Here is a 23769-nt window from a genome sequence, read left to right as displayed (position 1 = left end):
GAGCATGACCGACCATATCCTGATCGAGCGTCCTGAGGCCGCACCGGGGGTGCAGGTGATCCGCTTCAATCGCGCGGACAAGAAGAACGCCATTACCCGCGCCATGTATGAGGCCATGACAGCGGCGCTGAAGGCGGGCGATGCGGACGAGGGCGTGCGCGCCACCGTCTTCCTCGGTTCCGAGGGCTGCTTTTCCGCCGGCAACGACCTCACCGATTTCATGGCCGTCGCGATGGGCGGCGTCATGGCGCGCGAGGCCGTCGATTTTCTCTATGCGCTCGCCACCCACAGCAAGCCGCTCGTGTCTGGTGTGGACGGCCTTGCCATCGGCATCGGCACGACCATCCAACTTCATTGCGACCTGACCTATGCTTCGGACCGCACGCAGTTCCGCACGCCTTTCGTGGACCTGGCGCTGGTGCCGGAAGCAGCCTCCAGCCTGCTTGCGCCGCGCGTGATGGGCCATCAGCGCGCCTTCGCGCTGCTCGCGGCCGGCGATGTTTTCTCCGCAAGCTCGGCTAAGGAGGCAGGCCTCATCTATGCGGTCGTCGAACCCGGTGCCGTCGAACGCGAAACGCTCGCCGCGGCGAGCCGCCTTGCCGCCAAGCCGCCAAAGGCGCTGGCCATTGCCCGCAACCTCGTTCGCGGCGACCGGTCGGATGTGCTCGCGCGCATCGACGAGGAACTCGGCCATTTCTCCGCACAGCTGAAAAGCCCGGAGGCGCGCGCCGCCTTCGAGGCGTTCATGACGCGGCGTTGAGCGGAGTCTATTTCTCCAAGACCGCAATCGCTTCCACATGGGCCGACCAGAGGAACTGGTCGATGGGTGTCACGAGGCGGATCCGGTAGCCGGCGGCGGTGAGGATTGAAAGATCGCGGGCAAGGCTGACGGGATTGCACGACACGGCGATAATGGTCTTCACACCGGAACGGGCAAGTTCCTTGCACTGGTCTTCGGCACCCGCGCGCGGCGGATCGAAGACCACGGCATCGTAGACCTTCAGTTCGGAAGCCATAAGCGGGCGGCGGAAGAGGTCGCGTCGTTCCACCGTCACGGGCTTGAGGCCCTGCGTGTTGCGCGCGGCATGGTCCAGCGCCTTGATCGCCTTTTCCTCGCCTTCCACCGCATGCACCTTGGCCTGGCGCGCGATGCGCAGCGCAAAGGTGCCAGAGCCGGCAAAGAGGTCGGCGACACGCTTGGCCTTGCCGAGCGCGGTCAGCACGAGTTCGGCCATGGCCTCCTCGGCGGGTTTCGTCGCCTGCGTGAAGCCGCCGGATGGCGGGGAGACACGCACGCCGCCGAACTCGATTTCCGGCTTCATCGGCTCGATCAGGATTTCGCCGTCGCTGGTCACGCGCGCGATGCCTCGCAGCGCCAGCACACTTTCGGTCACGGCATGGCGTTCCCGGGTGCCGACCTTCTTTACCCCTTCGAAGGCGAGGTCGAGGCCGGTCAGGGTCTCCAGCACGGTCACGCGGAAAGGCTCGGCCGAGGTGGCGATGGCTGCCGCGACCTGGCGGATCGCATCCAGCCGAGAGACGATGCCGTCGCTGGCGATGGGACAGTGCTCGACGGAAACGATGTGGTGGCTGCCAGCCTGGTTGAAGCCGAGCAGCATGCCCTTTTCCGTCTTGCGCGCGGTAAAGGTGACGCGGCGGCGTTCGCCGGGCGCGGCCGTGACGAGCGGCGCCACATCGGGCGTCAGTCCCTTGGATTTCAGGGCGTTGACAACGAGCGAGCGCTTGAAACCATGATAGAGCGCGTCGCCTGCATGCTGCAGCGTGCAGCCCCCGCAGGTGCCGTTCTTGCCATCAGGGCCGAAATGCACGCAGGCGGGCGCGATCCGCTCCGGAGATGCGACCGACATCGACATGACGGTCCCGTGGTTCTTGACGCGCGCGACCGCGACGGTCTCGCCGGGCAGGGTGAAGGGCACATAGACCGGGCCGGCGGACGTGTCGGTAATGCCGTCGCCGCCGCTGCCGAGCCGCGCAATGGTGAGCGTCTCGGTCGTCATGGCTTCACGCCTCCCAGCAGGAACTCGACATTGCCGTCGCCGCCGGCAATCGGCGAGGGGATGAGACCAAGGCTCTTCCAGCCCATATCCTCCACCAGCCAGCGTTCCAGCTCGGAAGCGACTGCGGGCGCGCTGTCGGGGTCTTTCAGAAGCCCCGCCTTGCTGATCGCGTCGCGGCCCGCTTCGAATTGCGGCTTGACGAGAAGCACGCAGAAAGCGCCGGCTTCCGCGAAGGAGAGTGCCGGCGGCAATGCGAGCTTCAGCGAGATGAAGGACACGTCCGAGACGATGCAGCCGAACGGCCTGTCTTCGATATCGTCGCGGGTCAGCGCACGCGCATTGAGGCCTTCGAGGTTGGTGACACGGCGATCGGCGCGCAGCTTCGGGTGCATCTGGTCGTGGCCGACATCGATGGCGACGACATGGGCGGCACCCCGCTCCAGCAGCACCTGCGTGAACCCGCCGGTCGAAGCGCCGATATCGAGACAGTCGAGGCCGGCTGGGTCGAGGCGGAAATGGTCGAGCGCTGCCGTCAGCTTGAGCGCGGCGCGCGAAACGTAGTCCTGCGCGGGATCATCGATAGCGATGACGGCGGAGGCGGGAAAGCAGGAACTCGGCTTGGTGACGACGCGGCCGTTGACGGTCACGGTGCCGCGCGCGATGGAATCGCGCGCCCGCGAGCGGCTGGGCACGAGGCCGGCATTCAGCAGGAGCTGGTCGAGGCGGATGGTTTCGGTGGGTTCGGACATCGCCTCTCATGACGCCTTGCGCGGCAAGAGGCAAGCCCCGGAATTACAGCCAGATGATACGGCCGGGAAAGGCGCGCGCCGAATCGAGATCGATCAATGCCGAAATACCCTGCACCGCTGCCTGCGGTGGCTCGCGGCGAACGATTACAGGTTCCTCACCGATATCGTGCGACTTGCGGATATCCGGCAGCTTCTTCTGGAGGATGGCGATCGCCGCGGCCTCGATTGCCGGGTCATGTGCAGGCCGCTCGTCGGCCGCGGCCAGCGGCTCATGGCAAAGGGTGGCGGCGAGAGCCGCAAGAAGCGCGTAGCGCATGGAGAAAATCCCTGTCCGGTCTTTTTTGTCTTTGACGGGACGCTAGCAGCCGGAGGTTTCGGAACGGCCAAGGGATGTGGTTACGCGGTTGCAAAACCGCATGGTTGAGAAAAGGTGACGCACGGGAAAGCGTGCGTCACGGTCTCGCCAAGGGCAGGCAGGGGCCGGTCAGCCGGCCGCACCGACCCCGATGGCCTTCTGGCCGAGCGCCTTGAAGACCGTCGAAACGATCCCCGCACGGTCGAGGCCGGCCTTGGCATACATCGCGTCAGGTTTGGCCTGCTCCATCCAGATATCGGGCAGCACCAGCGGGCGCACCTTCAGCCCGTGGTCGAGGAGCCCTTCCATGGCGAGGAACTGCAGCACATGGCTGCCGAAACCGCCCACGGCACCTTCCTCGATGGTGATCAGCACCTCGTGGTGGCGGGCAAGCTGGCGGATCAGGTCATGATCGAGCGGCTTGGCGAAGCGCGCATCGGCAACCGTCGTGGAAAGCCCGGCGGCGTCGAGGTCCTCGGCGGCCAGCAAACAGTCGGCCAGGCGGGTGCCGAAGGAAAGAAGCGCTACCTTGGAGCCCTGCTTGACGAGGCGCCCCTTGCCGATTTCGAGGATCTCGCCCCGCGCCGGCATCTCGACGCCCACGCCCTCGCCACGCGGATAGCGGAAGGAGATCGGGCCGGCGTCATAGGCGGCGGCGGTGCGCACCATGTGCTTCAGCTCCGCCTCGTCGGCGGCCGCCATTACCACGAAGCCCGGAAGCGTCGCGAGATAGGTCGTGTCGAACGAGCCGGCATGGGTCGGCCCGTCGGCGCCGACGAAACCGGCGCGGTCGATGGGAAAGCGCACCGGCAGGCCCTGGATGGCCACGTCGTGCACCACCTGGTCATAACCGCGCTGGAGGAAGGTGGAATAAAGCGCGCAGAACGGCTTGTAGCCCTCGGCGGCAAGGCCGGCGGCGAAGGTCACCGCGTGTTGTTCGGCGATGCCCACGTCGAATGTGCGCATCGGATAGGCGGCGGCCAGCTTGTCGAGGCCGGTGCCGGCAGGCATGGCCGCGGTGACACCGACGATCTTCTCATCGAAGCCTGCTTCCTGCACGAGCGCTTCCGCGAATACCGAGGTATAGGCCGGCGCATTCGGTTTCGCCTTGGCCTGCGCGCCGGTGATCACGTCGAAGGTGTTGACGCCGTGGTACTTATCGGCTGCGGCCTCCGCCGGCGGATAGCCCTTGCCCTTCTGCGTCACGACATGGATCAGCACGGGACCCTTGGCATTGTCGCGCACATTGCGCAGCACCGGCAGCAGGTGATCGAAGGAATGACCGTCGATCGGGCCGATATGGTAGAAGCCCATCTCCTCGAAGAGCGTGCCGCCGGTGACATAGCCGCGCGCATGCTCGACGGCGCGGGTGATCGCACGGTCGACCGTCTTGCCGAGATAGGCCGTCAGCTTCTTGCCGAGTTCGCGGAAGCCCATATAGGTGCGGCCCGAGGCGAGGCGCGCGAGATAGGCGCTCATCGCGCCCGTCGGCGGGGCTATCGACATATCGTTGTCGTTGAGGATCACGATGAGGCGCGCGTCGAGTGCGCCGGCATTGTTCAGCGCCTCATAGGCCATGCCGGCCGACATCGCGCCGTCGCCGATGACGGCAATGACATTGCGATGCTCACCCGCAAGATCAGCCGCGACCGCCATGCCGAGGCCGGCGGAAATCGATGTCGAGGAGTGGGCGGCGCCGAAGGGGTCGTATTCGCTTTCCGCGCGGCGCGTGAAGCCCGACAGGCCGTCTTCCTGACGCAGCGTGCGGATGCGGTCGCGCCGGCCGGTCAGGATCTTGTGCGGGTAACACTGGTGGCCGACATCGAAGATCAGCCGGTCCTTGGGCGTATCGAAAACCTTGTGGATGGCGATGGTGAGTTCCACCACGCCGAGGCCAGCGCCCAGATGCCCGCCGGTGCGCGAGACGGCGTCGATCATGTCCGAACGCAGTTCGCTGGCGAGCTGCGGCAGGTCGCGATCGTCCACGGCCTTCAGGTCTGCGGGGATGCTTACCTGGTCGAGCAGGGGGGTGGCTGGCGTCTGTGTCACTCTCGTGCCTCGTTGTCGCGCCCGCCGGCCAGACCTCCCTCACGGAGGCACGGCCCGGGCGTGCGGCTTTGCAACCGCGCTTGCTTGTCACATGCAGAATGCCGAGCGCGATTTCAACCTTTTCGGCAAGTCTAGATTGGTTTTCGGCGGATTGATACCGCTCAATCCGTCACAGGCGCGGACTCTCTGCACCCATTGGGGCATTTTGCAGACACTGCCCTGCCGCACTCACCGCTTTTTTGCGCTGCGCGCCGCCCGATTGAGCGCGATGGCCGCGCGGACCAGGCCCTTCAGAGCTTCCTCGCGGATCGCGTCGCCCTCGCGCAGATCGATGGCGCGGCGCTTATTGCCCTCCAGGCTGGCGTTGAACAGGCCTTGCGGGTCTTCCAGAGCCGCGCCCTTCGCAAAGGTGAGCTTGACCACGGCCTTGTAGGTCTCGCCCGTGCAGATGATGCCGCCATGTTCCCAGACCGGCACGCCGCGCCATTTCCATTCCTCGACGACGTCAGGGTCGGTCTCGCGGATCAGCTCTCGCACCTTCGCCAGCGTTTCACCGCGCCAGTCCGCCAGTTCGGAAATCCGGCGGTCGATCAGTACGGAAGGCGATTCGGCTCCTTTCTGTTCCTCGGTCATCGCATTGTCCTCGATATGGCGTTACAGGCGCTCGCCGGGAAGCGCGCTTGCCTGGCTAATCCAGGCCGCAAGCTGTCGCTCGTCCAGCGCCTCGCCCTCATGGATATGGAAATAGCGCGTCTCGTTCGTCTTGGAAGACACCGGCGGAACAGGATCGAGCGACGTGCCGCGAAAGAAGGTCAGCTTTATGTATTTCGCAAAGCAGTGATAGCTGAGGAACCAGCCTTTGCCCTCCACGCCATAGAAGGGTGAGTTCCACTTCACCGCCTTGCGGACACCCGGTACGGTCTTTTCGATGAGAGCGTCGAGCTTGCGGCCGATGTCGCTCTTCCAGCCTGGCATGGCCGCGATGTAGGCCTTTACCGGCGCGTCACCTTCTCCCTTGGCGATCTGCGGGTTTCCGCCTGAGAGAAGGACGACCCCTTCCGCATTTGTTGTCTTGTCAGCCATGCATCTCCTCCCGTTGCGCCTGGCACTCTTGCAATCGAATCTGTCAGCCTGCGGGCAGCGGCACGAATTCCTCCTCGTCGCCGGGCACGATGTCGAAACGGCCGGTGCGCCATTCCTCCTTGGCCTGCTCGATGCGCTCCTTCGAGGAGGATACGAAGTTCCACCAGATATAGCGCTTGGAGCCCAGCGCCGCGCCGCCGAACAGCATGATGTGACAGCCCTGCGGGCCGGCTTGCAGCGTGATCGCATCGCCGGCGCGGAAAACCAGAAGCTGGTCGGCCGCAAAGACATCGCCTGCCACGTCGAGCGTGCCCGAAAGCACGTAGACCGCACGCTCCTCCCAGTCCGCGGCAAGCGGCGCCGAAGCGCCCGGAGCAAGCGTCAGGTCCGTATAGAGCGTGTCGGTCGGCACACTGACGGGCGAGGCATGGCCCTCGTAGCGGCCGATGATCGTGCGGCCGGTAATGCCGTCGGCGGAGAAGGCCGGAAGCTCGGCCTTGGTGGTGTGAGCGAAGACCGGAGCGGCCTCTTCCAGATGGTCCGGCAAGGCAAGCCAGGTCTGCAGACCCGAGATCGACTGCGGCCTGCCGCGCAGGTTTTCCGGCGAACGCTCCGAATGCACGATGCCGCGTCCGGCCGTCATCAGGTTCACATCGCCGGGCGCGATGACCATTTCGGTGCCGAGGCTGTCGCGATGCTTGATTTCGCCGTCGAACAGATAGGTAACGGTGGAAAGGCCGATATGCGGGTGCGGCTTCACGTCAATCGCCTCACCGGCGCGCAACAGCGCCGGTCCCATACGGTCGAAGAAGATGAACGGGCCAACGAGCCGGCGCTTGGCCGTCGGCAGGGCGCGCCGCACCTCCAGCCCGCCGATATCGCTGGTGCGCGGAATGATCAGCAGGTCCAGCGCGTCGCAGGCCGGCGCATCACCGGCCTCAGGGTCCTGTCCGGGAAAAAAGCTCATGGCACCCTCCTGTCATCGGTTGTGGCCCGTATGCTAGCGGGCAGGGCGGAGCGTGGATAGGGCTGCGGATGTGGACGGTGTGTCGTCGGCTGGAGATGTCAGGTGTCGTCCGGAAGATTTGCTGCGGCGTTTCGCGCATCAATGATCAAAGCGGGCAACTGTTTGGTTACGATCGACCAGACGACTTCCTCATCGACGCTGTCGTAGGCATGACGAAGGATGTTGCCCAAGTCACGAATGTGCCGCCAGGGGTGGTGTGGCAGAAGCGTCTCGGCGGTGGAACCAAGCTTACTCGCGGCTTCGGATATCCGTTCCAGGCATCTCTCCACCGCATCGCGGATCAGCCTATTGCCACTGAAAGCCTGCCGATCCAGGCCGGCGGTGTAGTCGAGGATGCTTGTAGCATTCTCGACGATATCCAAAAGCCTTGCCTTAGGCCGTTTAGAAGGCAATGACCCGCTCCCGCTCGACATTTTTACGGAGTTTGTCTTTCCGGATCGGCTCGGGAAGAACATCGACCGCGCGCCCGGTGAACTTTTCGATCATGCTTTTGAGATCGGCAAGCACGCCGAAATAACCGAAACCCGATTGCCGGACCGGTTCCGAGAGCTTGATCAGCACGTCGACATCAGACTCCTTCGTATCACCGCCCCGCGCCACCGAACCGAACAGCGAAACGTGCTCCGCCCCCGCCGCCTCAAGTTCGGCACGGTGCTCCACAAGCTTGGCGATGATCTCGTCTCTGGTCATGGCTGAATTCTACCACAAGGCGAAACGACCGTCGAGATTGGCCCTTACGCGCCGTCGAGCGGTTCGGTGCCCTGCGGCTTGCCGGCGCGGTCGAGACGAATCTTCTCGATGCGGTTTTCAGCGGCTGAAAGCAGCGTTTCGCAATGTTTCTTCAGCGCTTCACCGCGCTCATAGATCTCGATGGATCGATCGAGCGGCACGTCGCCGCGCTCGAGCGCCGCGACGATCTTTTCCAGTTCCTCGACGGCCTGCTCGAAGGACAGCGCCGAGACATCGGTGGCGGGGGCAGGGTTGTTCATGGTTAGCCTCTCATCAGGCGAAAGATATGGGTGGCAGCGGATTCGGCAAGGCCCTCGAGGTCGTAGCCGCCTTCCAGCAGGCTGACGACGCGATGATTGGCCGACTTTTCCGAGAGTTCCATCAGTCTTGCCGTCGCCCAGTCGAAATCGTCGGCGACGAGATTGATCTGCGCCAGCGGGTCGCGGTGGTGCGCATCGAAGCCGGCGGAGATGATGATCAGGTCCGGCCTGAAATCGGCGACACGCGGCAGCACGCGCGACTTGAAGGCCTCGCGGAAATGGTCGCTGCCGTCGTTCGGCGAGAGCGGTGCATTGACGATGTTGCCAGCACCCGTCTCATCCTTCGCGCCGGTACCGGGATAGAGCGGCATCTGGTGTGTCGAACAGAACAGCACCGAGGGATCGTTGAAGAAGATATCCTGCGTGCCGTTGCCGTGGTGCACGTCCCAATCCACGATAGCGACACGCTCGGCGCCATGGACCTTCTGCGCATGGCGGGCGGCGATTGCGGCATTGTTGAAGAAGCAGAAGCCCATCGCCTTTTCACGCTCGGCATGGTGGCCGGGGGGACGGGATGCGACGAAGGCATTGTCCGCCTTGCCTGAAAAGACCGCGTCGACAGCCGCCACCGCGCCGCCGACGCCGGTGAGCGCCGCCTGTAGGCTTGCGGGACTGGCATGGGTGTCGGCCTCGAAGTGGTTGATGCCCTCCTCGGGGATCACGTCCATCACCGCGCGCAGATGGCTTTCGGGATGAGCAAGCAGCACGAAATCCTCGTTCGCCTGCGGTGCCTTTTCGCGCACCAGCGGCGCGAAACGCTCATGCTCCAGCGCAAGGTTGAGCGCCCGGATGCGGTCGGACCGCTCCGGGTGGCCCTCGGGCGTGTGATGCTCAAGGAAGATCGGGTTCTCGAAAAGGAACGTCGTCATGGCCGGAAGCTATCCATTGCGGTTGGCGCGGTCCACGGGAAATGGGCCGGTGTCCACGCCTTTTCAACGGTCATGGCGCAAGAAGCACCTTGCCGGTGCGCGCCGGGTCGTCCTCATGAGCAAGTGCAGCGGCGAGCTCCGAGAGCGCGTAGACCCCATCGACAGCGGAACCGAGTATGCCGGCGCGAATGCCCGTAAAGCTGCGTGCGAAGGCGCCTTCGATATCGGCGCGCGGGGCGGCATGCACCCAGTTGCGCAGCCAGAGGAAGGAGAACGCCACCGCCTCGCGCCTTTCCGTCACCAGCGCCGGGTCGAGCTGCGCACCGGAAAGCGCGCCGTACTGGATGAACGCGCCGCCGGCCCTGACCTGCCGGAACAGCTCATTGCCAGCCTCGCCGCCGACCGCATCGAGCACGGCATCGAGATCGGGCGCCACCCTTACGGCGATCTCTCCGGCGAAGGTTTCGGCAAGACGTTCGGCGGTCGCAGCACTGCGCACGAGAGCGACGGGATGGAACCCGGCCTCGGCCAGCAGGACGAGCAGCATGCGACCGATGGCGGATGCTGCGGCGGTCACGCCGACGCGCCGGACGCCAGCCTTGCCGAAATGCGCCTGCACGGCGTCGATAAGCCGGAAGGCCGTGAGCGGGTTCACATAGGCCATGGCGGCCTGATCGTCGGAAAGGTCATCCGGCACGGCAAAGCACCAGTTCGCCGGGCGCACGAGCCGCTGCTGCCAGAGCCCGCTCGCGCCGATCGGCAGCACGCGCTGGCCGATGGACAATCCGGTGACGTCGGTGCCGAGGCTCATGATTTCACCCACGCCCTCGAAGCCCGGCACGAAGGGCAGGACGGTACGGCTGCGATAGGCGCCGGTGACGGGGATGAGATCGGAGGGATTGATCGCCGCGCGATGGATTCGGATTTCCACATCGCCCGGGCCGGGAGCGACGGGATCGGCCTCTTCGAGGTCGATCACTTGCCGGGGGTCGCCGAAGGCTCTAACAACGGCACGAAGCATGGTCTAACCCCGGGATACGACGTGGAACAGGCGGCAGACATCACGGCCAGCGATATCAGGATACCGTTCCGCGATATAGACATGCACGGCCACATGCACAATGCCGCCTATTATGCCCATGCCGAAGTGGCGGTCGCGGGCCTGTGGCGTCACCGGCCCGAAGACGCGGGCGATCCTGTCTATCTCGTGCGCAAGTCCGGCTGCACCTTCCATCGGGGCTTGAAACTGGACGATCTCGCGCGCTTCAAGGTCTCGGTCACGCGCATCGGCGCAACCTCGCTCACCTTTGCCGTGGCTGTTTCATCCGAAGGGCGCCCTGTCGCGGATCTCGAGATCGTCTGGGTCGCCGTCGATCCCGCTGGCCGTCAGCCGGTCAATGTTCCGCAGCCGGTGCGCGACTGGCTGAAGTTATTCCTCGCCTGAGGCCGTCTCCACGTAAAGCCAGTCCGGCCGGCAATCCTCGAAGGAATGGTACTGCGGCGCAAGCGCAGGATCGCGCGGATCGTCGAAGCCGCCGATGAGGAGCGCCACGACCGGATCGTCGTCGAGGGCGCCGAGCGAGCTGCCGCAGGTCGGGCAGAAGGCGCGGCTGGAATAATCCGAGGAACGCCAGGTCGACGGCTTTCCGCCCTTGCCCGTCCATGCCACGCGCTCGGCCGGAAACTCTACCCAGGCGGCGGTCGGTGCGCCGGTATGCTGCTGGCAGAACCGGCAGGAGCAGGTGTGCGGCTTTTCCGCGGGCGCCGTTGCCTCGAAGCGGATCGCGCCGCACAGGCAGCCGCCGGAATAGATCGTCTTGCGCATGTCGGTCCTCATGCCTTCCGGAAAAGCGTGGCGATGCCCATGCCGCCGCCGATGCCCATCATCGCCAAACCCGCGGTGCCTTCGGCGGCATCGCGCATCTGCGCGAAAAGCCGTGTGATGAGAATGGCCCCTGACGCGCCATAGGGATGGCCGAGCGCCAGCGCCCCGCCATCGCGATTGACGGCGGCAGGATCGATGCCGAGGGAATCCAGGCAGGCCAGCACCTGCGCGGCGAAGGCTTCATTAAACTCGAGAAAGGGCACGCTTACGGCATCGAGGCCGGGATTGCGTGCCGCAAGCTTGTGCACGGCCGGCACGGGACCAAGCCCCAGCAGGTTCGGATCGACGCCGACGGTGACGCTGTCCACGATCTCCATGAGAACGGTCAGGCCGAGCGCTCGCGCACCCGCAAGCGACGTGACGAGCACGACCGACGCCCCGTCATTGACCGGGCAGGCATTGCCCGCGGTCACGGTGCCATCCGGCCGGAAGGCGGGTTTCAAGCCGGCAAGTTTTTCAAGCGAGGTGTTTTCGCGCGGGCATTCGTCCCGCGTGACGAGGCCGGCGGGCGTCTCGATCGGCACGATCTCGCCATCGAACCGCCCGGCCTTCCGGGCCGCCACCGCCCGGCGATGGCTTTCGAGCGCGAAGGCATCCTGCCGCGCGCGGCTGATGCCGGCATGGGCGGCGACGTTTTCGGCGGCGATCCCCATGTCGGGGTCGCCAATGGAATCCGGCGCCATACGGGCGCGCGGCACGGGTTCAGGCGCCCCGCCGGGCACCATCGGCGGGCGCAGCCGCAGATGCGCGCGGCTGGTGCTTTCCGTGCCGCCGGCCAGGTAGAAGCGCCCGGCGCCTGCCTGGACGAGCCGTGCAGCCAGCGCGATCGCCTCCAGCCCCGAGCCGCACTGGCGGTCCACCGTCAGGCCGGGCACGGCGACCGGCAGCCCGGCCTCCAGCCCGGCGAGGCGCGCGAGGTTACCGGCACTATTGGCGGCATTGCCGAGGATCACGTCATCCACCGCATCGGGTGCAAGGCCCGTTTCGGTCAGGATCCGGCGGATGAGCGGTGCGGCCAGGCTTGCCGGCTCGATGGCGGCCAGCATGCCATTGATGCGGCCGATCGGTGTGCGCAACGCCGCTGCGACGACGGGGATGCGGTCGGGATCAGAAGAGGCGTTCGAGCGCATCGTTGTCCTCCGCAACCCACTGCCGCACGGTCTTGGCCGCCACCTTGCCGGAGGGCGTGACCGGCATCGTCTGGCACTGCCAGATCCGGCGCGGCTGTTTGTAGCGCGGCAGCACCGCGGCCATGGCGGCCTGCAGGTCTTCTGCCGCAAGACCGGCTTCCGACGGCTCGATCACGGCAACGAGTTCGCTGCCGAGATCGGCGTGGTCGCAGCCGAAGACATGGGCAGCGCGCACGCAGGCAAGGCCAAGCAGGGCCGCTTCCACCTCGGACGGGTAGATGTTGTTGCCGCCTGAAAGCACCATGCCGCCGGACCGGCCGAGCAGGTGCAGCGTGCCATCAGCGTCGAGAAAGCCGAGGTCGCCGACGGTCGCGAGCGCACCGAAACGCTTGAGCCCCGTGCCATCGCCCGCACCGAGATAACCCGTGGCAACCAGCGGGCTTTGCACGAAGATTGTGCCCGTTTCGCCTGCCGTCACGGGAGCGCCGTCCTCATCGAGAACCGAGACAATGACACCTGGAAAGGCATGACCGACGGCCGTCGATGATGCCGCGGCATCCGGTTGCGTGACGGTAATGAAGCCCAGTTCGGAAGCCCCGTAATATTCGCGCAGGTCTGCCTTCGGGAAGTGTTTTCGGCTGAGCACATGGTCGCCCGCGGTCAGCTTGGCGCCCGCCACGGTGATGGCCTCGACGCTCGCAACCGGCGGCCCCTCGCAGAGCCGGCGCAGCATGGTCGGCACCAGAACGAGGCGGCGAACGGTCGCCGTGCGCATCGTCTCGCGGGCGCTGACCGCATCGAAATGCGTGGCCGAATGGAAGGTCGCGCCGCCAAGCAGCGTTTCGGTCATCGCATAGAGCGCAAGCCCATGGGCGAGGGGGCCGGGGGCATAACTGTGGGTTTCGATATCGATGCCGAAGAACGGTGCGCCTGCCGAAAGGCTGATGCGCCATGAGCGGCGGTCGCGGATGATCGGTTTCGGATCGGCCGTGGTGCCGGACGTGAAGACGATGAGGAATGGATCGTCGTCGTGGCCCTCGGGCAGCGGCGGCGCGTCGGTGGTCGCGCATTCGGCGAGGCGCTGCGACCCGCCCGTGCGGGGAGCACTGGCGAGAAGACCGTCGCCTTCCGCCGTCACCAAGGTATCGGGCGCGAGCTTCTCCAGCATCCGGCCGCGCATCGCGTCCGGCAGATGTGGATCGATCAGCGCCACGCAATTGTTGCCGGCCGTTGCGGCAACGAAGGCGGCTGGGAAGAGCAGGTGGTTGCCGCAAACGAGCGCGATCAGGCGTGTCTTGCGGCCGATGACACTCCGGCCTTCCGGGGCAAGCCTCGTGAAGGCGGTATGGCACGTCCGCGCCGTGGCGGCCAGCGCCCCGTAGGAAAGAACCCGGTCCTCCAGATGGAAAGCCGGGTTCTGCGGATTGCGTACGGCGTGTCGTTCGATGGCGCCGGAAAGCGGCATCGGCTCAGGCGCGCTGCGGCAGAAGCGGATAGCCGGCAAGCACCGCGCGGGCGGCAAGCATGGCGACGAACGCCTTGATCAGGTCGCCCGGCAGGAAAACCAGCGATGCGGCAGCCGTTTCGAAAAAGACCTTGCCGCTCATATAGGCGAGCCAGGGCATGCCAAAGAGATAGACGATGCCGATGCCGCCGATCACCGAAGCCACAAGGAAGGAAATGAACTGCGAGAGTTCCGACTGGTCTTCCCTCACGAGGCGTTCGGCGATCAGGCCGCAGACAAACGCACCGACCACCCAGCCGACGATATAGCCGGCGGTCGGTCCGGCAAAGATCGCCAGCCCGCCGCGACCGCCGGAAAGGACCGGAAGACCTATCGCGACGAGCAGGAGTACAAGCAACATGGCGGCGGCACCGCGCCGTGCGCCGAGAATGCAGCCGGCAAGCATGACGCCGAGCGATTGCGCCGTGATCGGCACGGGAATGAAGCCGAGCGTGATCGGCGGCAACAGGCCCAGAACCACCATGATGGCGGCGAAGAGGGCAACAAGCACGATGTCTCTTGTGGTCACGTCTGAATCCCCAAAAACAGTAAAGAGAGGGTTTAGTGCCGCCGAAAACCGCGGGCGTCAATCGCCATGGCGATCGTGTCGGCATCCTTCAATGTCAGGATGATGAGCGGAACGAGCATCGTGAGTGGCCGCACACGCAGGCCGCGCGCCCTGTGCGCGTCGGCAATCTCGCCGTAACGCGCAAAGATCTCGGGTACGAAGCGAATGACGAGACCGACCGCCAGGCTGACATCCGCCGCCCGCACGAAGCCGAACCGTTCGAGCGGGGTGATCAGCCGCGTAATCTCGTCCATGAAGGCGGAAATGCCCGTCGTCGCGGTCACGGCAGCGGCCAGCAGCACCAGTGCCGACAGCCGGCAAAATACGACGAGCGCCTCGTGTACCGTATGGAACAGGTAGTTCGCGAGTGCGACAAGCAGCACCGTGAACAGCACGAAACGCGTGCGGCGGAAGGCCTCTTTAAGCCCGATGCCGGTGGAGAGGTAAAGGAATGCGGCAAGCGCGAGCGCAGGCACGAGAATGCGCAGGTCCGAGATCAGCAGGAGCAGGATCGCGGCTGTGAACAAAAGGATGAGCTTGCCGCGCACCGGCATGCGGTGAAGCGGCGAATTGCCCTCGATGTCGAGCCCGTTCAGCATGTAGCCAGTTTCCGGTAAGCGGCAATGGCGTTCGAAGGCGTGTCATCGGCGGCAAGCCGGCCCTCGTGGAACACCAGCACGCGGTCGAATTCTTCGATGAGTGCGAGGTCGTGGCTGATGACGAGCACCTGCTCGGGCAGGGCGGCGATGGTGCGCTCGATCAGCGCGCGGTTCTTCAGGTCGAGCTGGTTGGTCGGCTCATCGAGGATCAGCAGGTCTGGCCCGGTGACGAGCACGCTGGCGATAGCGCCAAGCTGCGTCTCGCCGCCGGAAAGCTCATGCACACGCCGGCGGGCAAGATGCGAAATGCCGAAGCGGGCGAGGATGGCATCGGTCTTCTCGGCGATTTCCGCCTTGCTCAGCTTGCGGTTCTTCAGCCCGAAGGCAATGTCCTCGGCCAGGATCGGCAAGATCATCTGGTGCTGCGGGTTCTGGAAAATGAAGCCCGTCTTCCCGCGCGCTGCCGCTTCGTCCGCGACGGTATCGAGCCCATCCACCGTCACTGTGCCGGCGGTCGGCTTGACGAGGCCGTTGATCAGCCGCGCCATGGTGGTCTTGCCCGATCCATTAAGGCCGACGACGCCGATGCGTCGCTCAGCCAGCGTGAGCGTCAGCGGCTGGAGCGCAGTGCGCGCGCCATAGGCCACCGTTGCGGCGGAAAAGACGATGTCCAAGAGCAGGTTCCCGGTTCGCGAAAGTCGGCGTGACCTATAACATGGCGGGGCGCAAAGAAAACCGGGTGGAACAAACCGGGAATGTGTGTCTATCATCGCGCATGACGATTCTGCTTTCCAATGCCGAAGCCCGGCGCATCTTCCTTTCGCGGCAGGGGCTGAGCAGCCCGCCCGGCCGTGCGCTTGGCAAGGCGGGGCTGCTGCAGCTCATCCACGATATCGGTTTCGTGCAGGTGGACAGCATCGCGACCGTCGAGCGGGCGCATCACCAGATCCTCTTCTCGCGCAACCAGACGTACCGGCGCGAGCATCTCGCCGAACTCCTGGAGAAGGACGGCGAGCTCTTCGAGCACTGGACGCATGACGCCTCCATCATCCCCAGCGCCTTCTTCCGCTACTGGAAGCATCGTTTCCGCCGTAAGGAAGCGTCCATCCTGGCAAACTGGCGCAAATGGCAGGGCGAGGGTTTCGACGCGACCTTCGAGGAAACCTACCAGCGCATCGCCGAAGGCGGGGCGGTGATGTCGCGCGACCTGAAGGTGGACGATCACAAATCCGGCGGCTGGTGGAACTGGCATCCGAACAAGACGGCGCTCGAATATCTCTGGCACACCGGCAAGCTGGCCATCGCGCGTCGGGAGAATTTCCAGAAGGTCTATGATCTCGCCGAGCGTGTCCTGCCGCAGCATCACCACGAACCCGCCGTCGAGCATGACGTTTTCGTCGACTGGGCCTGCCGCAGCGCGCTGGAACGGCTGGGCTTTGCCACCCACGGCGAAATCGCCGCCTTCTGGGCGCTGGTCACGCCGGAGGAGGCGAAGGCCTGGGTCGATGACAACAGGGCGGAGCTGCGTCAGGTCTCCATCGAGACCGCCGATGGCGGCAAGCCCCGCGCCGCCTATGCCTTCGCGCATTCGGCCGACAGCCTGCGCGATGTGCCAGAGCCGCCCGCACGCCTGCGCGTGCTCTCGCCCTTCGATCCGCTGATCCGGGACCGCAACCGCACGGAGCGTCTTTTCGGCTACTTCTACCGAATCGAAATCTTCGTGCCGGAGCCGAAGCGGCAATATGGCTACTATGTCTTCCCGCTGCTTGAGGGCGACCGCCTCGTCGGCCGCATCGACATGAAGGCCGACCGCAAGGCGGGCGTGCTCTCCGTCCGGCGCATTTGGTGGGAGCCGAAGGTCCGTGGCTCCGCCGGGCGGCTGGAGCGTTTGGAAGCCGAACTGGCACGCGTGGCCCGGTTTGCGGGCGTTGAGAACGTGCGCTATCTGGATGGCTGGCAGGGCGAGGAGACGTAGCACCGCCCGCCGCCGCGCTCTTCTCCGCACTTACGGGGAGAAGGTGCTGGCAGGCGGATGAGGGGGGCCTGCGGCGCTTACGTTGCCGAGCCGCCCTGTGACGTCAGACGTCCGGTCTGGCCGCGGTCGCGCAGGTAGTGATCGGCGATGGCGCAGGCGACCATGGCTTCACCGATCGGCACGGCGCGGATGCCCACGCAGGGATCGTGCCGGCCCTTGGTGCGCACGTCGACATTGTTGCCGTCGGCATCTATGGAGCGGCGCTCGGTGAGGATGGAGGACGTCGGCTTGATCGCGAAGCGCGCCACCACCGGCTGGCCCGTCGAGATGCCGCCGAGGATGCCGCCGGCATGGTTCGAAAGGAAGATCGGATTGCCGTCATTGCCCATGCGCATCTCGTCGGCATTTTCCTCGCCTGTCAGTTCGGCAGAGGCGAAGCCCTCGCCGATCTCCACGCCCTTCACGGCGTTGATCGACATGAGGAGCGAGGCGATGTCCTGGTCGAGCTTGCCGTAGATCGGCGCGCCGATGCCGGCGGGCACGCCCTCGGCCACGACCTCCACGACGGCGCCGACGGAGGAGCCGGCCTTGCGGATGCCGTCCAGATATTCTTCCCAGACGGGAACGATGGCCGGATCGGGCGCGAAGAACGGGTTGTTGCTCACCTCGTTCCAGTCCCAGTTGTTCCGGTCGATCTTGTGCTTGCCGATCTGCACCAGTGCGGCGCGCACGACGAGGCCGGGCACGACCTTGCGGGCAAGGCCGCCGGCTGCAACGCGCGCGGCGGTCTCGCGGGCGGAGGAGCGTCCGCCGCCGCGATAGTCGCGAATGCCGTACTTGACGTCATAGGTGTAGTCGGCATGACCGGGGCGGTAGCGATGGGCGATCTCGCCGTAATCCTTGGAGCGCTGGTCGGTGTTCTCGATCAGCATGGAAACGGGCGTGCCGGTCGTGATCATCGTCTCGCCGTCATCGTCCAGCATCACGCCGGAGAGTACCTTGACGAGGTCGTCTTCGCGGCGCTGCGTCACGAAACGCGACTGGCCGGGCTTGCGCTTGTCGAGCCAGGCCTGGAGTTCCGCAAGGGTGAAGCGGATGCCGGGAGGGCAGCCGTCCACCACGCAGCCGAGTGCTACCCCATGGCTTTCGCCCCATGTGGTGACGCGGAAGAGATGACCGAAAGTGTTGTGCGACATGAGCGGAACCGGACCGATAGGAAAGTGTGCCTTCTCTTAGTGGAAAAGGCACGCCCGGGACAAGGGTTTCACGTCCTTACGATGCCATCTTCCAGCGCATCTCGGTGCCGAAGGCGAGAAACGCGTCGCGCGACAGCGGCTTTGCAAAGGCGTAGCCTTGCAAGAGGTCGCAGCCGAGCATGCTGAGCATCTCGGCATGCTGCATCGTTTCCACGCCTTCCGCGACGATCTCGATGCCGAGCGAGCGGCCGATCTCGATGATCGATCGCACCAGCGCCTGCTCGTTTCGCGACTTGAGGATGGGAGACACGAGCTGCCGGTCGATCTTCAGCCGGTTGGGTTTCAGCTTGAGCAGGCTCACGATGGAGGTGTGCCCGGTGCCGAAGTCGTCGATCTCGATATCGATGCCGAGTGCCTTGATGCGCGCCAGGTTGGAGAGAACCACATCGTCGCTCTCGTCGAGGAAGATGGATTCCACCAGTTCGAAGGACAGCTGGCCGGGTTGGATCGACAGACCCGTGAGGCTTTCGATCAGGCTCTCGTCGCGCAGGCGCCGGGCTGAAACATTGACCGATATCTTCGGCATGACCAGACCCTTGGCCGCCCAGCGCGCACAATCCAGCAGCGCCTTTTCCAGCACGATCCGGTCGAGCGTCGCCATCACGTTGAGGTCTTCGGCGATCTTGAGGAAACGGTCGGGCGTCAGCAGGCCATCGCGCGGATGGTTCCAGCGGATCAGCGCCTCCGCGCCGGCAAGCTTCAGCGTGCCGGCATCGATCTGCGGTTGGTAGTAGGGCACGAACTCGTTGTTCTCGATGCCGGAGAGAATGTCGTCGGCGGTGCGCTTGGTCGAGATGATCTCGGCCTGCAGCGTCTCGGTGAAGAATTCGTGGCGGTTGCGGCCGAGCGCCTTGGCCCGGTAAAGCGCGATATCGGCGTTGACCAGCAGCTTCGCCGTGTCGATGGAATGCCCGGAGGCAAAGGCGATGCCGATGCTGACGCCGAAGCGGCAGAGATGGCCTTCGTAATCGACGGGCTGCTGCATCAGGGCGATGATGCGGCGCGCAAGGCCGCTCAGATAGTTCTCGTCGGTAGCGTCGGAGACCACCACGACGAATTCGTCGCCGCCGATGCGCGCGACGAGGTCGCTCTCGCGCGTGGATATGGTCAGCACCTGCGAGGCATGCACGAGCAGCGCATCGCCGGCGGCATGGCCGAGCGTGTCGTTGATCTGCTTGAAGCGGTCGAGATCGATATGCAGGATGGCGATCTGCGCTCCGTCCGCCGTGCTGTCTCTGGAGATCGCGGTCAGCACGTCATCGAGCTTGCGGCGGTTGCCAAGCCCGGTCAGGGGATCGTGCAGCGCATTGTGCTCGATACGCACCCGCGCCTGTTCGAGCTCGATGTTCTTGGCGTCCGCCTGGGCCTTGGCGGCCTTGAGGTGGTCGCGCAAAACCACGTCCTCGGTCACGTCGAAGGCAAGCCCGATCAGCTTGCGGCTACCGCCATGCCCATGGTGCACCTTGCCGACCGAGCGGATGTGGCGGATTTCGCCGCTGGACAAGACCACGCGTGCCTCGTGCACATAGGGCTGTTCCAGAGCCGTGCACCGGTCGACGTTTTCCACGATCGCATCGCGGTCATCCTGGTGGATCGTGGCGAGCCATGCCTCGCGCGTGACGATGCCGTCGGTAAAGGTGAGGCCGTAGAGTTGGTGCATGCGCACGTCCCAGAAGGTACGCCCGCCGTCCAGATCGGCCTCCCACATGCCGCACTGATAGGAATCGAGCGCCAGGTCTAGGCGCCGCGTGGTCTGCTCCAGCTCGGCATTCTGCCGCTCGGAGCGCTCTTTTGCTTCCTTCAGGCTTTCGGTCATGTACACGTCTTCGGTCACGTCGAAGGCAAGGCCGACCAGTTTGCGCCGGCCGTCCTCGACATGCAGCTTGCCGACAGACTGGACGTAACGGATGTTTCCGTCGGGCAGCAGGATACGGGCGGTGCGCATGTAGGGCAGGTTTCTTTGCGTGCTGTCTGCCACCTTGCGCAGAGCCTCTGCCCGATCGTCCGGGTGAAGCGCTGCCAGCCAGACCGCGTGCGGGATGCGCTCTCCGGTATTCGGGACACCGTAGAGCTGATGCATGCGCTCGTCCCAAAGCGTCAGCCCGTCTTGGAGATCGCTTTCCCAAAGGCCGCATTGATAGGCATCGAGCGCAAGGTCGAGGCGTTGCGTGAGCTTGGCCAGCTCGACGTTCTGCACCTCGGTCTGTTCCTTTGCCGTCTTCAGGGCCTCATTCAGCAGGACATCTTCGCTGACGTCCCAGCAGATGCCGGTCAGCGTTTCGCCGCCGTTGGGGCCGGCGAGGCGCGAGCCGACGCTGCGGATGTGCCGCCATGAGCCGTCCTGCATGCGGATGCGGTACTGCGCGCGGAAATCATTCGCGCCTGCCCGGATCAGGTCCATCTGGGCGTTTGCAGGCCCAATATCATCGGGATGCAACGCGGCGTACCAGAGATCGTCCGTGAGCGCCACGGTCTGGGAGAAGCCATGCAGGCGATGCATCTGGGCGTCCCATTGGCGGACGCCGTTCATGAAGTCGTATTCCCAGATGCCGATCTTGGACGCGTCGAGGGCGATGTCGAGACGCTGGGACAGCGTCTGCACCTGCCGGTCGCGGGCTCTAAGCCGGGCGAGGTTTCGCTGGCGTTCGGAGATGAGGCCGCCGGTCAGGAAGATCGGTACAATGATGACAAGGGCGCTTGCGATAGCGGTGAGGCGGATCTGCGCAAGGTTTTCCGGCGGATGGTGCCAGCCCTGCGTTGGGATCGCTCCCACTTCCCATGTGCCGCCGGGAAAGCTCAGAACCTGCACCACCGGATTGCTCTCGAAAACCTCGGCATTGCCGAAGAACGGATCGTTGATGTTATCAGGCACGCTGATATCGCGGATCGCCAGTTCCATGTCCGTGGCATGCTGTGAGATGCCGTGCCGCACGCGCTGACCTTCGGTGATCAGACCGGCATCGATGAGGAGTTTTCGCTCGTCGATCACGCCGTCGACATAGCCCCACAGGTGCTGCCGCCCGCCAACCTGGGTGAAAACCGGTACGAAGAGGTTGAAGCCTCGGCCACCCTTGGCAAACTCCACGGGGCCGAAGATGCGAGGTTCGCCAAGACCGCGCTCGCTGCGAACCGCATGGCGAAACGAAGGGAAGCGTTTGAAATCGGTGCCGAGATAGCGCTGGTTGCCGCTTGTCGGGAAGGCGTGGCTGACCTTGCCGTCAGGCGCAAGGCCGATGCGGCGGATATGGCCGTTCTGCAGCATTAGCCGGCCGGCCATGGGGTTGAACTGCGCCGCTGCATGGTCGGTCGTGACGGAGATCATGTTCGCGACGCTGCGCAGGGCTGCCGCGTCGCTGTTCATCTCGCTGCGCAGCCGCGCAACCGTCAGCGCCAGATCGCCGGACACCCGCATCTGAAGGTCGTTGCGATAGACCTGCTCGTTCTGTCGTTCATAGAAGACCGTCGCAGCGAGGATGACGCAGCCAGCGATCGCCGCGGGGACGAGCGAAGGGCGCGCCCATTCCGCGATGGATGCAATGCGGTGGCGAATAGAGGCAGTCGATGGCAACGCGCAAGCCCTCGTTTGTCGAGGGAAAATAGGGTGGCTTCCCTTAAGATAGCCTTTATGAGCGGCCGGAAATCCGGGGCTTGCCCGGTCTCGCCAGCACCGGCTGGCTGCGGATGCCTTTAGCACTCAGGATAATAGCGGGGATGACGCTGGCGGGAGCCTTGATTCGCACTCCCTTTCCGGCCATCCATGTCACCCACAGTCAAAAAACGGGCGAATTTCGCCATATTTGGGGAGCATCTGACGTGGCCGGTAAGAAGACTGATTCATTTCCAGGGGTTCGCAGAATGCGTTTGATGATCGCCACGCTCATGGCCATGGCCACCTTCCTTTCGCCACTTGCAGCGTCTGCCGAAAGCGCTGACGTCGAGGCGACAATCACCGGTGTCGACACGAACAGTCTCAGCCTGTCGCTGGATGACGGCAAGAAGTATCAGGCGCCCGAGGAGTTCAACTTCGAGGGCCTTGCGCCGGGCGTGAAGGTCGTGGTGTTCTACACTGAAGTCGACGGCAAGCGCGTCATCAACGACCTTGAGGTCGTTCAGTAAGGCGCCAGCTTACAGCCAGTGCATGCCGGTGGCGTCGATACGCAGGATACGATCCTGATGGATCGGCGTATTCGCCGCCTCTTCCTCACCCATGCCATTGAGCCGGAAGGCCGCGCGGAAAACGCCGCCATGGCTGACGCAGACCGTGGGCTTCGTCACGTCTGTGAGCCATGAGCCGATGCGCCAGCAGAGAATCTCGTAGCTCTCGGCGGTTTCGCCGGGCGGGATGAAGTTCCACTTTGCACGGGCGCGCTCCTCGACACGCTCTGGCGTGCTTTTCTCAAGTTCGGGAAGCGTGAAGCCTTCCCAGTCGCCGAAGGACACTTCGACGAGGCGCGGGTCGGTGCGATAGGCGAGGGGGTCGAGGCCCATGGCGCCGCGCAGTATTTCCATCGTTTCGCGCGTGCGCCCGAGCGGGCTTGCGACGAAATCGAAATCCGAGACGGTGTCGCCGAGTATGCCCCTGAGGGCGAGGCCGTTTCCGGCCGCTTGCTTGCGGCCGGTATCGTTGAGCGGGATGTCCTTCTGGCCTTGCAGCCTGCCCTCTGCGTTCCACGCGGTCTGGCCGTGTCGGATCATGTATATGAGCAAGCTGAAAACCCTGCGTCAGTCCTTGACGACGGAAATGTCGGGCGCGTCCACGGCCTTCATGCCGATGACATGATAGCCGCTGTCGGCATGATGCGTCTCGCCGGTGACCGAGCGCGACAGGTCCGACAGCAGGTAGAGGCCGACATCGCCTACTTCCTCGATGGTGACGGTACGGCGCAGCGGCGCGTTGTACTCGTTCCACTTCAGAATATAGCGGAAGTCGCCGATGCCCGACGCCGCGAGCGTCTTGATCGGGCCGGCCGAGATGGCGTTGACGCGGATGTTCTGCGGGCCGAGATCGACCGCCAGATACTTCACGCTGGCTTCCAGTGCAGCCTTGGCGACACCCATCACATTATAGTTCGGCATGACCTTCTCGGCGCCGTAATAGGTCAGCGTCAGCATTGAGCCGCCATCGGTCATCAGCTTTTCCGCACGTCGGGCGACCGAAGTGAAGGAATAGACCGAGATCTGCATGGTCTTGGCGAAGTTGCCCGGCGTCGTATCGACGTAACGGCCGGTCAACTCGTCCTTGTCGGAGAAGCCGATGGCGTGCACGAGGAAGTCGATCTTGCCCCACATCTTCTCGACATTGGCGAAGACCGCATCGATGGATGCTTCGTCGGACACGTCGCAGTCACCGGCCAGAACGGCGCCGATTTCGGCGGCCAGCGGTTCGACGCGCTTCTTGAGCGCATCGCCCTGATAGGTGAAGGCGATCTCGCCGCCCTGTGCGTGGATGGCCTTGGCGATGCCCCAGGCGATGGAACGGTTGTTGGCAACGCCCATAATGACGCCGCGCTTGCCCTTCATCAGACCAGATGCCTGAACCATGGAATGCCCCCTGAAACTAAAGTCGAGACTGCCTATGGCATAGGCGGCAATGCGGTTCAAGCGCGCACGGGTTCAGGAACTGTTAGCATTCGTAACAATGGGTGCATGTTTC

26 protein-coding genes are annotated in these 23769 nt (G+C 64.7%); 4 read left to right on the top strand and 22 right to left on the bottom strand.

The window, feature by feature from the left end:
* Positions 1–4 precede the first annotated feature (4 nt).
* Entirely contained in the window at positions 5–760 is a 756-nt protein-coding gene (locus MKI86_RS20330) for a crotonase/enoyl-CoA hydratase family protein (RefSeq protein WP_241604741.1), read from the top strand.
* 7 nt (positions 761–767) lie between these two features.
* Here MKI86_RS20330 and MKI86_RS20325 read toward each other — a convergent pair whose 3' ends face one another.
* The 12 genes from MKI86_RS20325 to MKI86_RS20270 all read right to left on the bottom strand — a co-directional run bounded on the left by MKI86_RS20325 (position 768) and on the right by MKI86_RS20270 (position 10220).
* Positions 768–2018: a class I SAM-dependent RNA methyltransferase gene (locus MKI86_RS20325; protein ID WP_241604739.1), complete on the bottom strand. Its 1251-nt coding sequence runs from the start codon at positions 2016–2018 to the stop codon at positions 768–770.
* Positions 2015–2767: a TlyA family RNA methyltransferase gene (locus MKI86_RS20320; protein ID WP_241604737.1), complete on the bottom strand. Its 753-nt coding sequence runs from the start codon at positions 2765–2767 to the stop codon at positions 2015–2017. Before MKI86_RS20320 ends, MKI86_RS20325 begins: the two co-directional genes overlap by 4 nt.
* Before the next feature lie 43 nt (positions 2768–2810).
* Entirely contained in the window at positions 2811–3083 is a 273-nt protein-coding gene (locus MKI86_RS20315) for a hypothetical protein (RefSeq protein ID WP_241604735.1), read from the bottom strand.
* A gap of 168 nt (positions 3084–3251) precedes the next feature.
* Complete coding sequence (gene dxs / locus MKI86_RS20310; RefSeq protein ID WP_241604733.1) at positions 3252–5171, bottom strand: 1-deoxy-D-xylulose-5-phosphate synthase; 1920 nt, start codon at positions 5169–5171, stop codon at positions 3252–3254.
* Positions 5172–5399: 228 nt separating this feature from the next.
* The gene (locus MKI86_RS20305) at positions 5400–5804 is read right to left on the bottom strand and encodes a DUF1801 domain-containing protein (RefSeq protein WP_241604731.1); all 405 of its coding nucleotides are present in this window, start codon (positions 5802–5804) and stop codon (positions 5400–5402) included.
* Between the two features lie 21 nt (positions 5805–5825).
* Positions 5826–6254, bottom strand: coding sequence for a DUF1801 domain-containing protein (locus MKI86_RS20300; RefSeq protein ID WP_241604730.1), 429 nt, complete (start codon positions 6252–6254; stop codon positions 5826–5828).
* Between the two features lie 43 nt (positions 6255–6297).
* Positions 6298–7221 carry a pirin family protein gene (locus tag MKI86_RS20295; RefSeq protein WP_241604728.1) on the bottom strand — a complete coding sequence of 308 codons (924 nt, stop codon included), beginning with the start codon at positions 7219–7221 and terminating at the stop codon, positions 6298–6300.
* A gap of 98 nt (positions 7222–7319) precedes the next feature.
* Complete coding sequence (locus tag MKI86_RS20290; RefSeq protein WP_241604726.1) at positions 7320–7643, bottom strand: HepT-like ribonuclease domain-containing protein; 324 nt, start codon at positions 7641–7643, stop codon at positions 7320–7322.
* A 19-nt stretch (positions 7644–7662) separates the two neighbouring features.
* Complete coding sequence (locus MKI86_RS20285) at positions 7663–7971, bottom strand: nucleotidyltransferase family protein (RefSeq protein ID WP_241604724.1); 309 nt, start codon at positions 7969–7971, stop codon at positions 7663–7665.
* Between the two features lie 44 nt (positions 7972–8015).
* Positions 8016–8270 (bottom strand): exodeoxyribonuclease VII small subunit, encoded by a 255-nt coding sequence (locus MKI86_RS20280; protein ID WP_241604722.1) that lies wholly within the window; start codon positions 8268–8270, stop codon positions 8016–8018.
* A 2-nt stretch (positions 8271–8272) separates the two neighbouring features.
* A complete protein-coding gene (locus tag MKI86_RS20275) occupies positions 8273–9199 on the bottom strand; it encodes a histone deacetylase family protein (protein WP_241604720.1) in 927 nt (308 codons plus the stop codon).
* 70 nt (positions 9200–9269) lie between these two features.
* Positions 9270–10220 carry a zinc-dependent alcohol dehydrogenase family protein gene (locus tag MKI86_RS20270; protein ID WP_241604718.1) on the bottom strand — a complete coding sequence of 317 codons (951 nt, stop codon included), beginning with the start codon at positions 10218–10220 and terminating at the stop codon, positions 9270–9272.
* A 21-nt stretch (positions 10221–10241) separates the two neighbouring features.
* On the opposite strand from MKI86_RS20270, the gene MKI86_RS20265 reads away from it, so the two are divergent.
* Positions 10242–10643 (top strand): acyl-CoA thioesterase, encoded by a 402-nt coding sequence (locus MKI86_RS20265; RefSeq protein WP_241604716.1) that lies wholly within the window; start codon positions 10242–10244, stop codon positions 10641–10643.
* Here MKI86_RS20265 and MKI86_RS20260 read toward each other — a convergent pair.
* Genes MKI86_RS20260 through MKI86_RS20235 form a run of 6 tightly spaced genes read right to left on the bottom strand, consistent with a single transcriptional unit; the run spans position 10629 to position 15559 of the window.
* Positions 10629–11024, bottom strand: a complete 396-nt coding sequence (locus MKI86_RS20260; protein WP_241604715.1) for a GFA family protein — start codon at positions 11022–11024, stop codon at positions 10629–10631. The genes MKI86_RS20265 and MKI86_RS20260 overlap by 15 nt on opposite strands.
* Positions 11025–11032: 8 nt before the next feature.
* Complete coding sequence (locus MKI86_RS20255) at positions 11033–12214, bottom strand: thiolase family protein (protein WP_241604713.1); 1182 nt, start codon at positions 12212–12214, stop codon at positions 11033–11035.
* Complete coding sequence (locus MKI86_RS20250) at positions 12192–13679, bottom strand: class I adenylate-forming enzyme family protein (RefSeq protein ID WP_241605023.1); 1488 nt, start codon at positions 13677–13679, stop codon at positions 12192–12194. Before MKI86_RS20250 ends, MKI86_RS20255 begins: the two co-directional genes overlap by 23 nt.
* A gap of 4 nt (positions 13680–13683) precedes the next feature.
* A complete protein-coding gene (locus tag MKI86_RS20245; RefSeq protein WP_241604711.1) occupies positions 13684–14247 on the bottom strand; it encodes a biotin transporter BioY in 564 nt (187 codons plus the stop codon).
* A gap of 32 nt (positions 14248–14279) precedes the next feature.
* Positions 14280–14885, bottom strand: coding sequence for an energy-coupling factor transporter transmembrane component T family protein (locus tag MKI86_RS20240; RefSeq protein WP_241604709.1), 606 nt, complete (start codon positions 14883–14885; stop codon positions 14280–14282).
* Complete coding sequence (locus MKI86_RS20235) at positions 14879–15559, bottom strand: energy-coupling factor ABC transporter ATP-binding protein (protein WP_241604706.1); 681 nt, start codon at positions 15557–15559, stop codon at positions 14879–14881. Before MKI86_RS20235 ends, MKI86_RS20240 begins: the two co-directional genes overlap by 7 nt.
* 101 nt (positions 15560–15660) lie before the next feature.
* Here MKI86_RS20235 and MKI86_RS20230 point away from each other — a divergent pair, with 101 nt between their 5' ends.
* A complete protein-coding gene (locus MKI86_RS20230; RefSeq protein ID WP_241604704.1) occupies positions 15661–16860 on the top strand; it encodes a winged helix-turn-helix domain-containing protein in 1200 nt (399 codons plus the stop codon).
* 77 nt (positions 16861–16937) lie between these two features.
* On the opposite strand, the gene aroC is transcribed toward MKI86_RS20230, so the two are convergent.
* Together aroC and MKI86_RS20220 are read right to left on the bottom strand one after the other, a co-directional pair.
* Positions 16938–18056 carry a chorismate synthase gene (gene aroC, locus MKI86_RS20225; RefSeq protein ID WP_241604702.1) on the bottom strand — a complete coding sequence of 373 codons (1119 nt, stop codon included), beginning with the start codon at positions 18054–18056 and terminating at the stop codon, positions 16938–16940.
* A 76-nt stretch (positions 18057–18132) separates the two neighbouring features.
* On the bottom strand, positions 18133–21684 hold the full coding sequence (locus MKI86_RS20220; protein ID WP_241604701.1) for a bifunctional diguanylate cyclase/phosphodiesterase: 3552 nt from the start codon (positions 21682–21684) through the stop codon (positions 18133–18135).
* Positions 21685–21971: 287 nt separating this feature from the next.
* Here MKI86_RS20220 and MKI86_RS20215 point away from each other — a divergent pair, with 287 nt between their 5' ends.
* Positions 21972–22232 (top strand): DUF1344 domain-containing protein, encoded by a 261-nt coding sequence (locus tag MKI86_RS20215; RefSeq protein ID WP_241604700.1) that lies wholly within the window; start codon positions 21972–21974, stop codon positions 22230–22232.
* Between the two features lie 9 nt (positions 22233–22241).
* On the opposite strand, the gene MKI86_RS20210 is transcribed toward MKI86_RS20215, so the two are convergent.
* The gene (locus tag MKI86_RS20210; RefSeq protein WP_241604699.1) at positions 22242–22823 is read right to left on the bottom strand and encodes a histidine phosphatase family protein; all 582 of its coding nucleotides are present in this window, start codon (positions 22821–22823) and stop codon (positions 22242–22244) included.
* Positions 22824–22838: 15 nt separating this feature from the next.
* Positions 22839–23657, bottom strand: coding sequence for an enoyl-ACP reductase FabI (gene fabI, locus MKI86_RS20205; protein ID WP_241604698.1), 819 nt, complete (start codon positions 23655–23657; stop codon positions 22839–22841).
* Positions 23658–23769: the final 112 nt, after the last annotated feature.

The organism is Shinella sedimenti (genome assembly GCF_022601905.1).
GTDB classification, from domain to species: Bacteria; Pseudomonadota; Alphaproteobacteria; order Rhizobiales; family Rhizobiaceae; genus Shinella; species Shinella sedimenti.
This window is presented reverse-complemented; position numbering and strand designations above follow the sequence as displayed.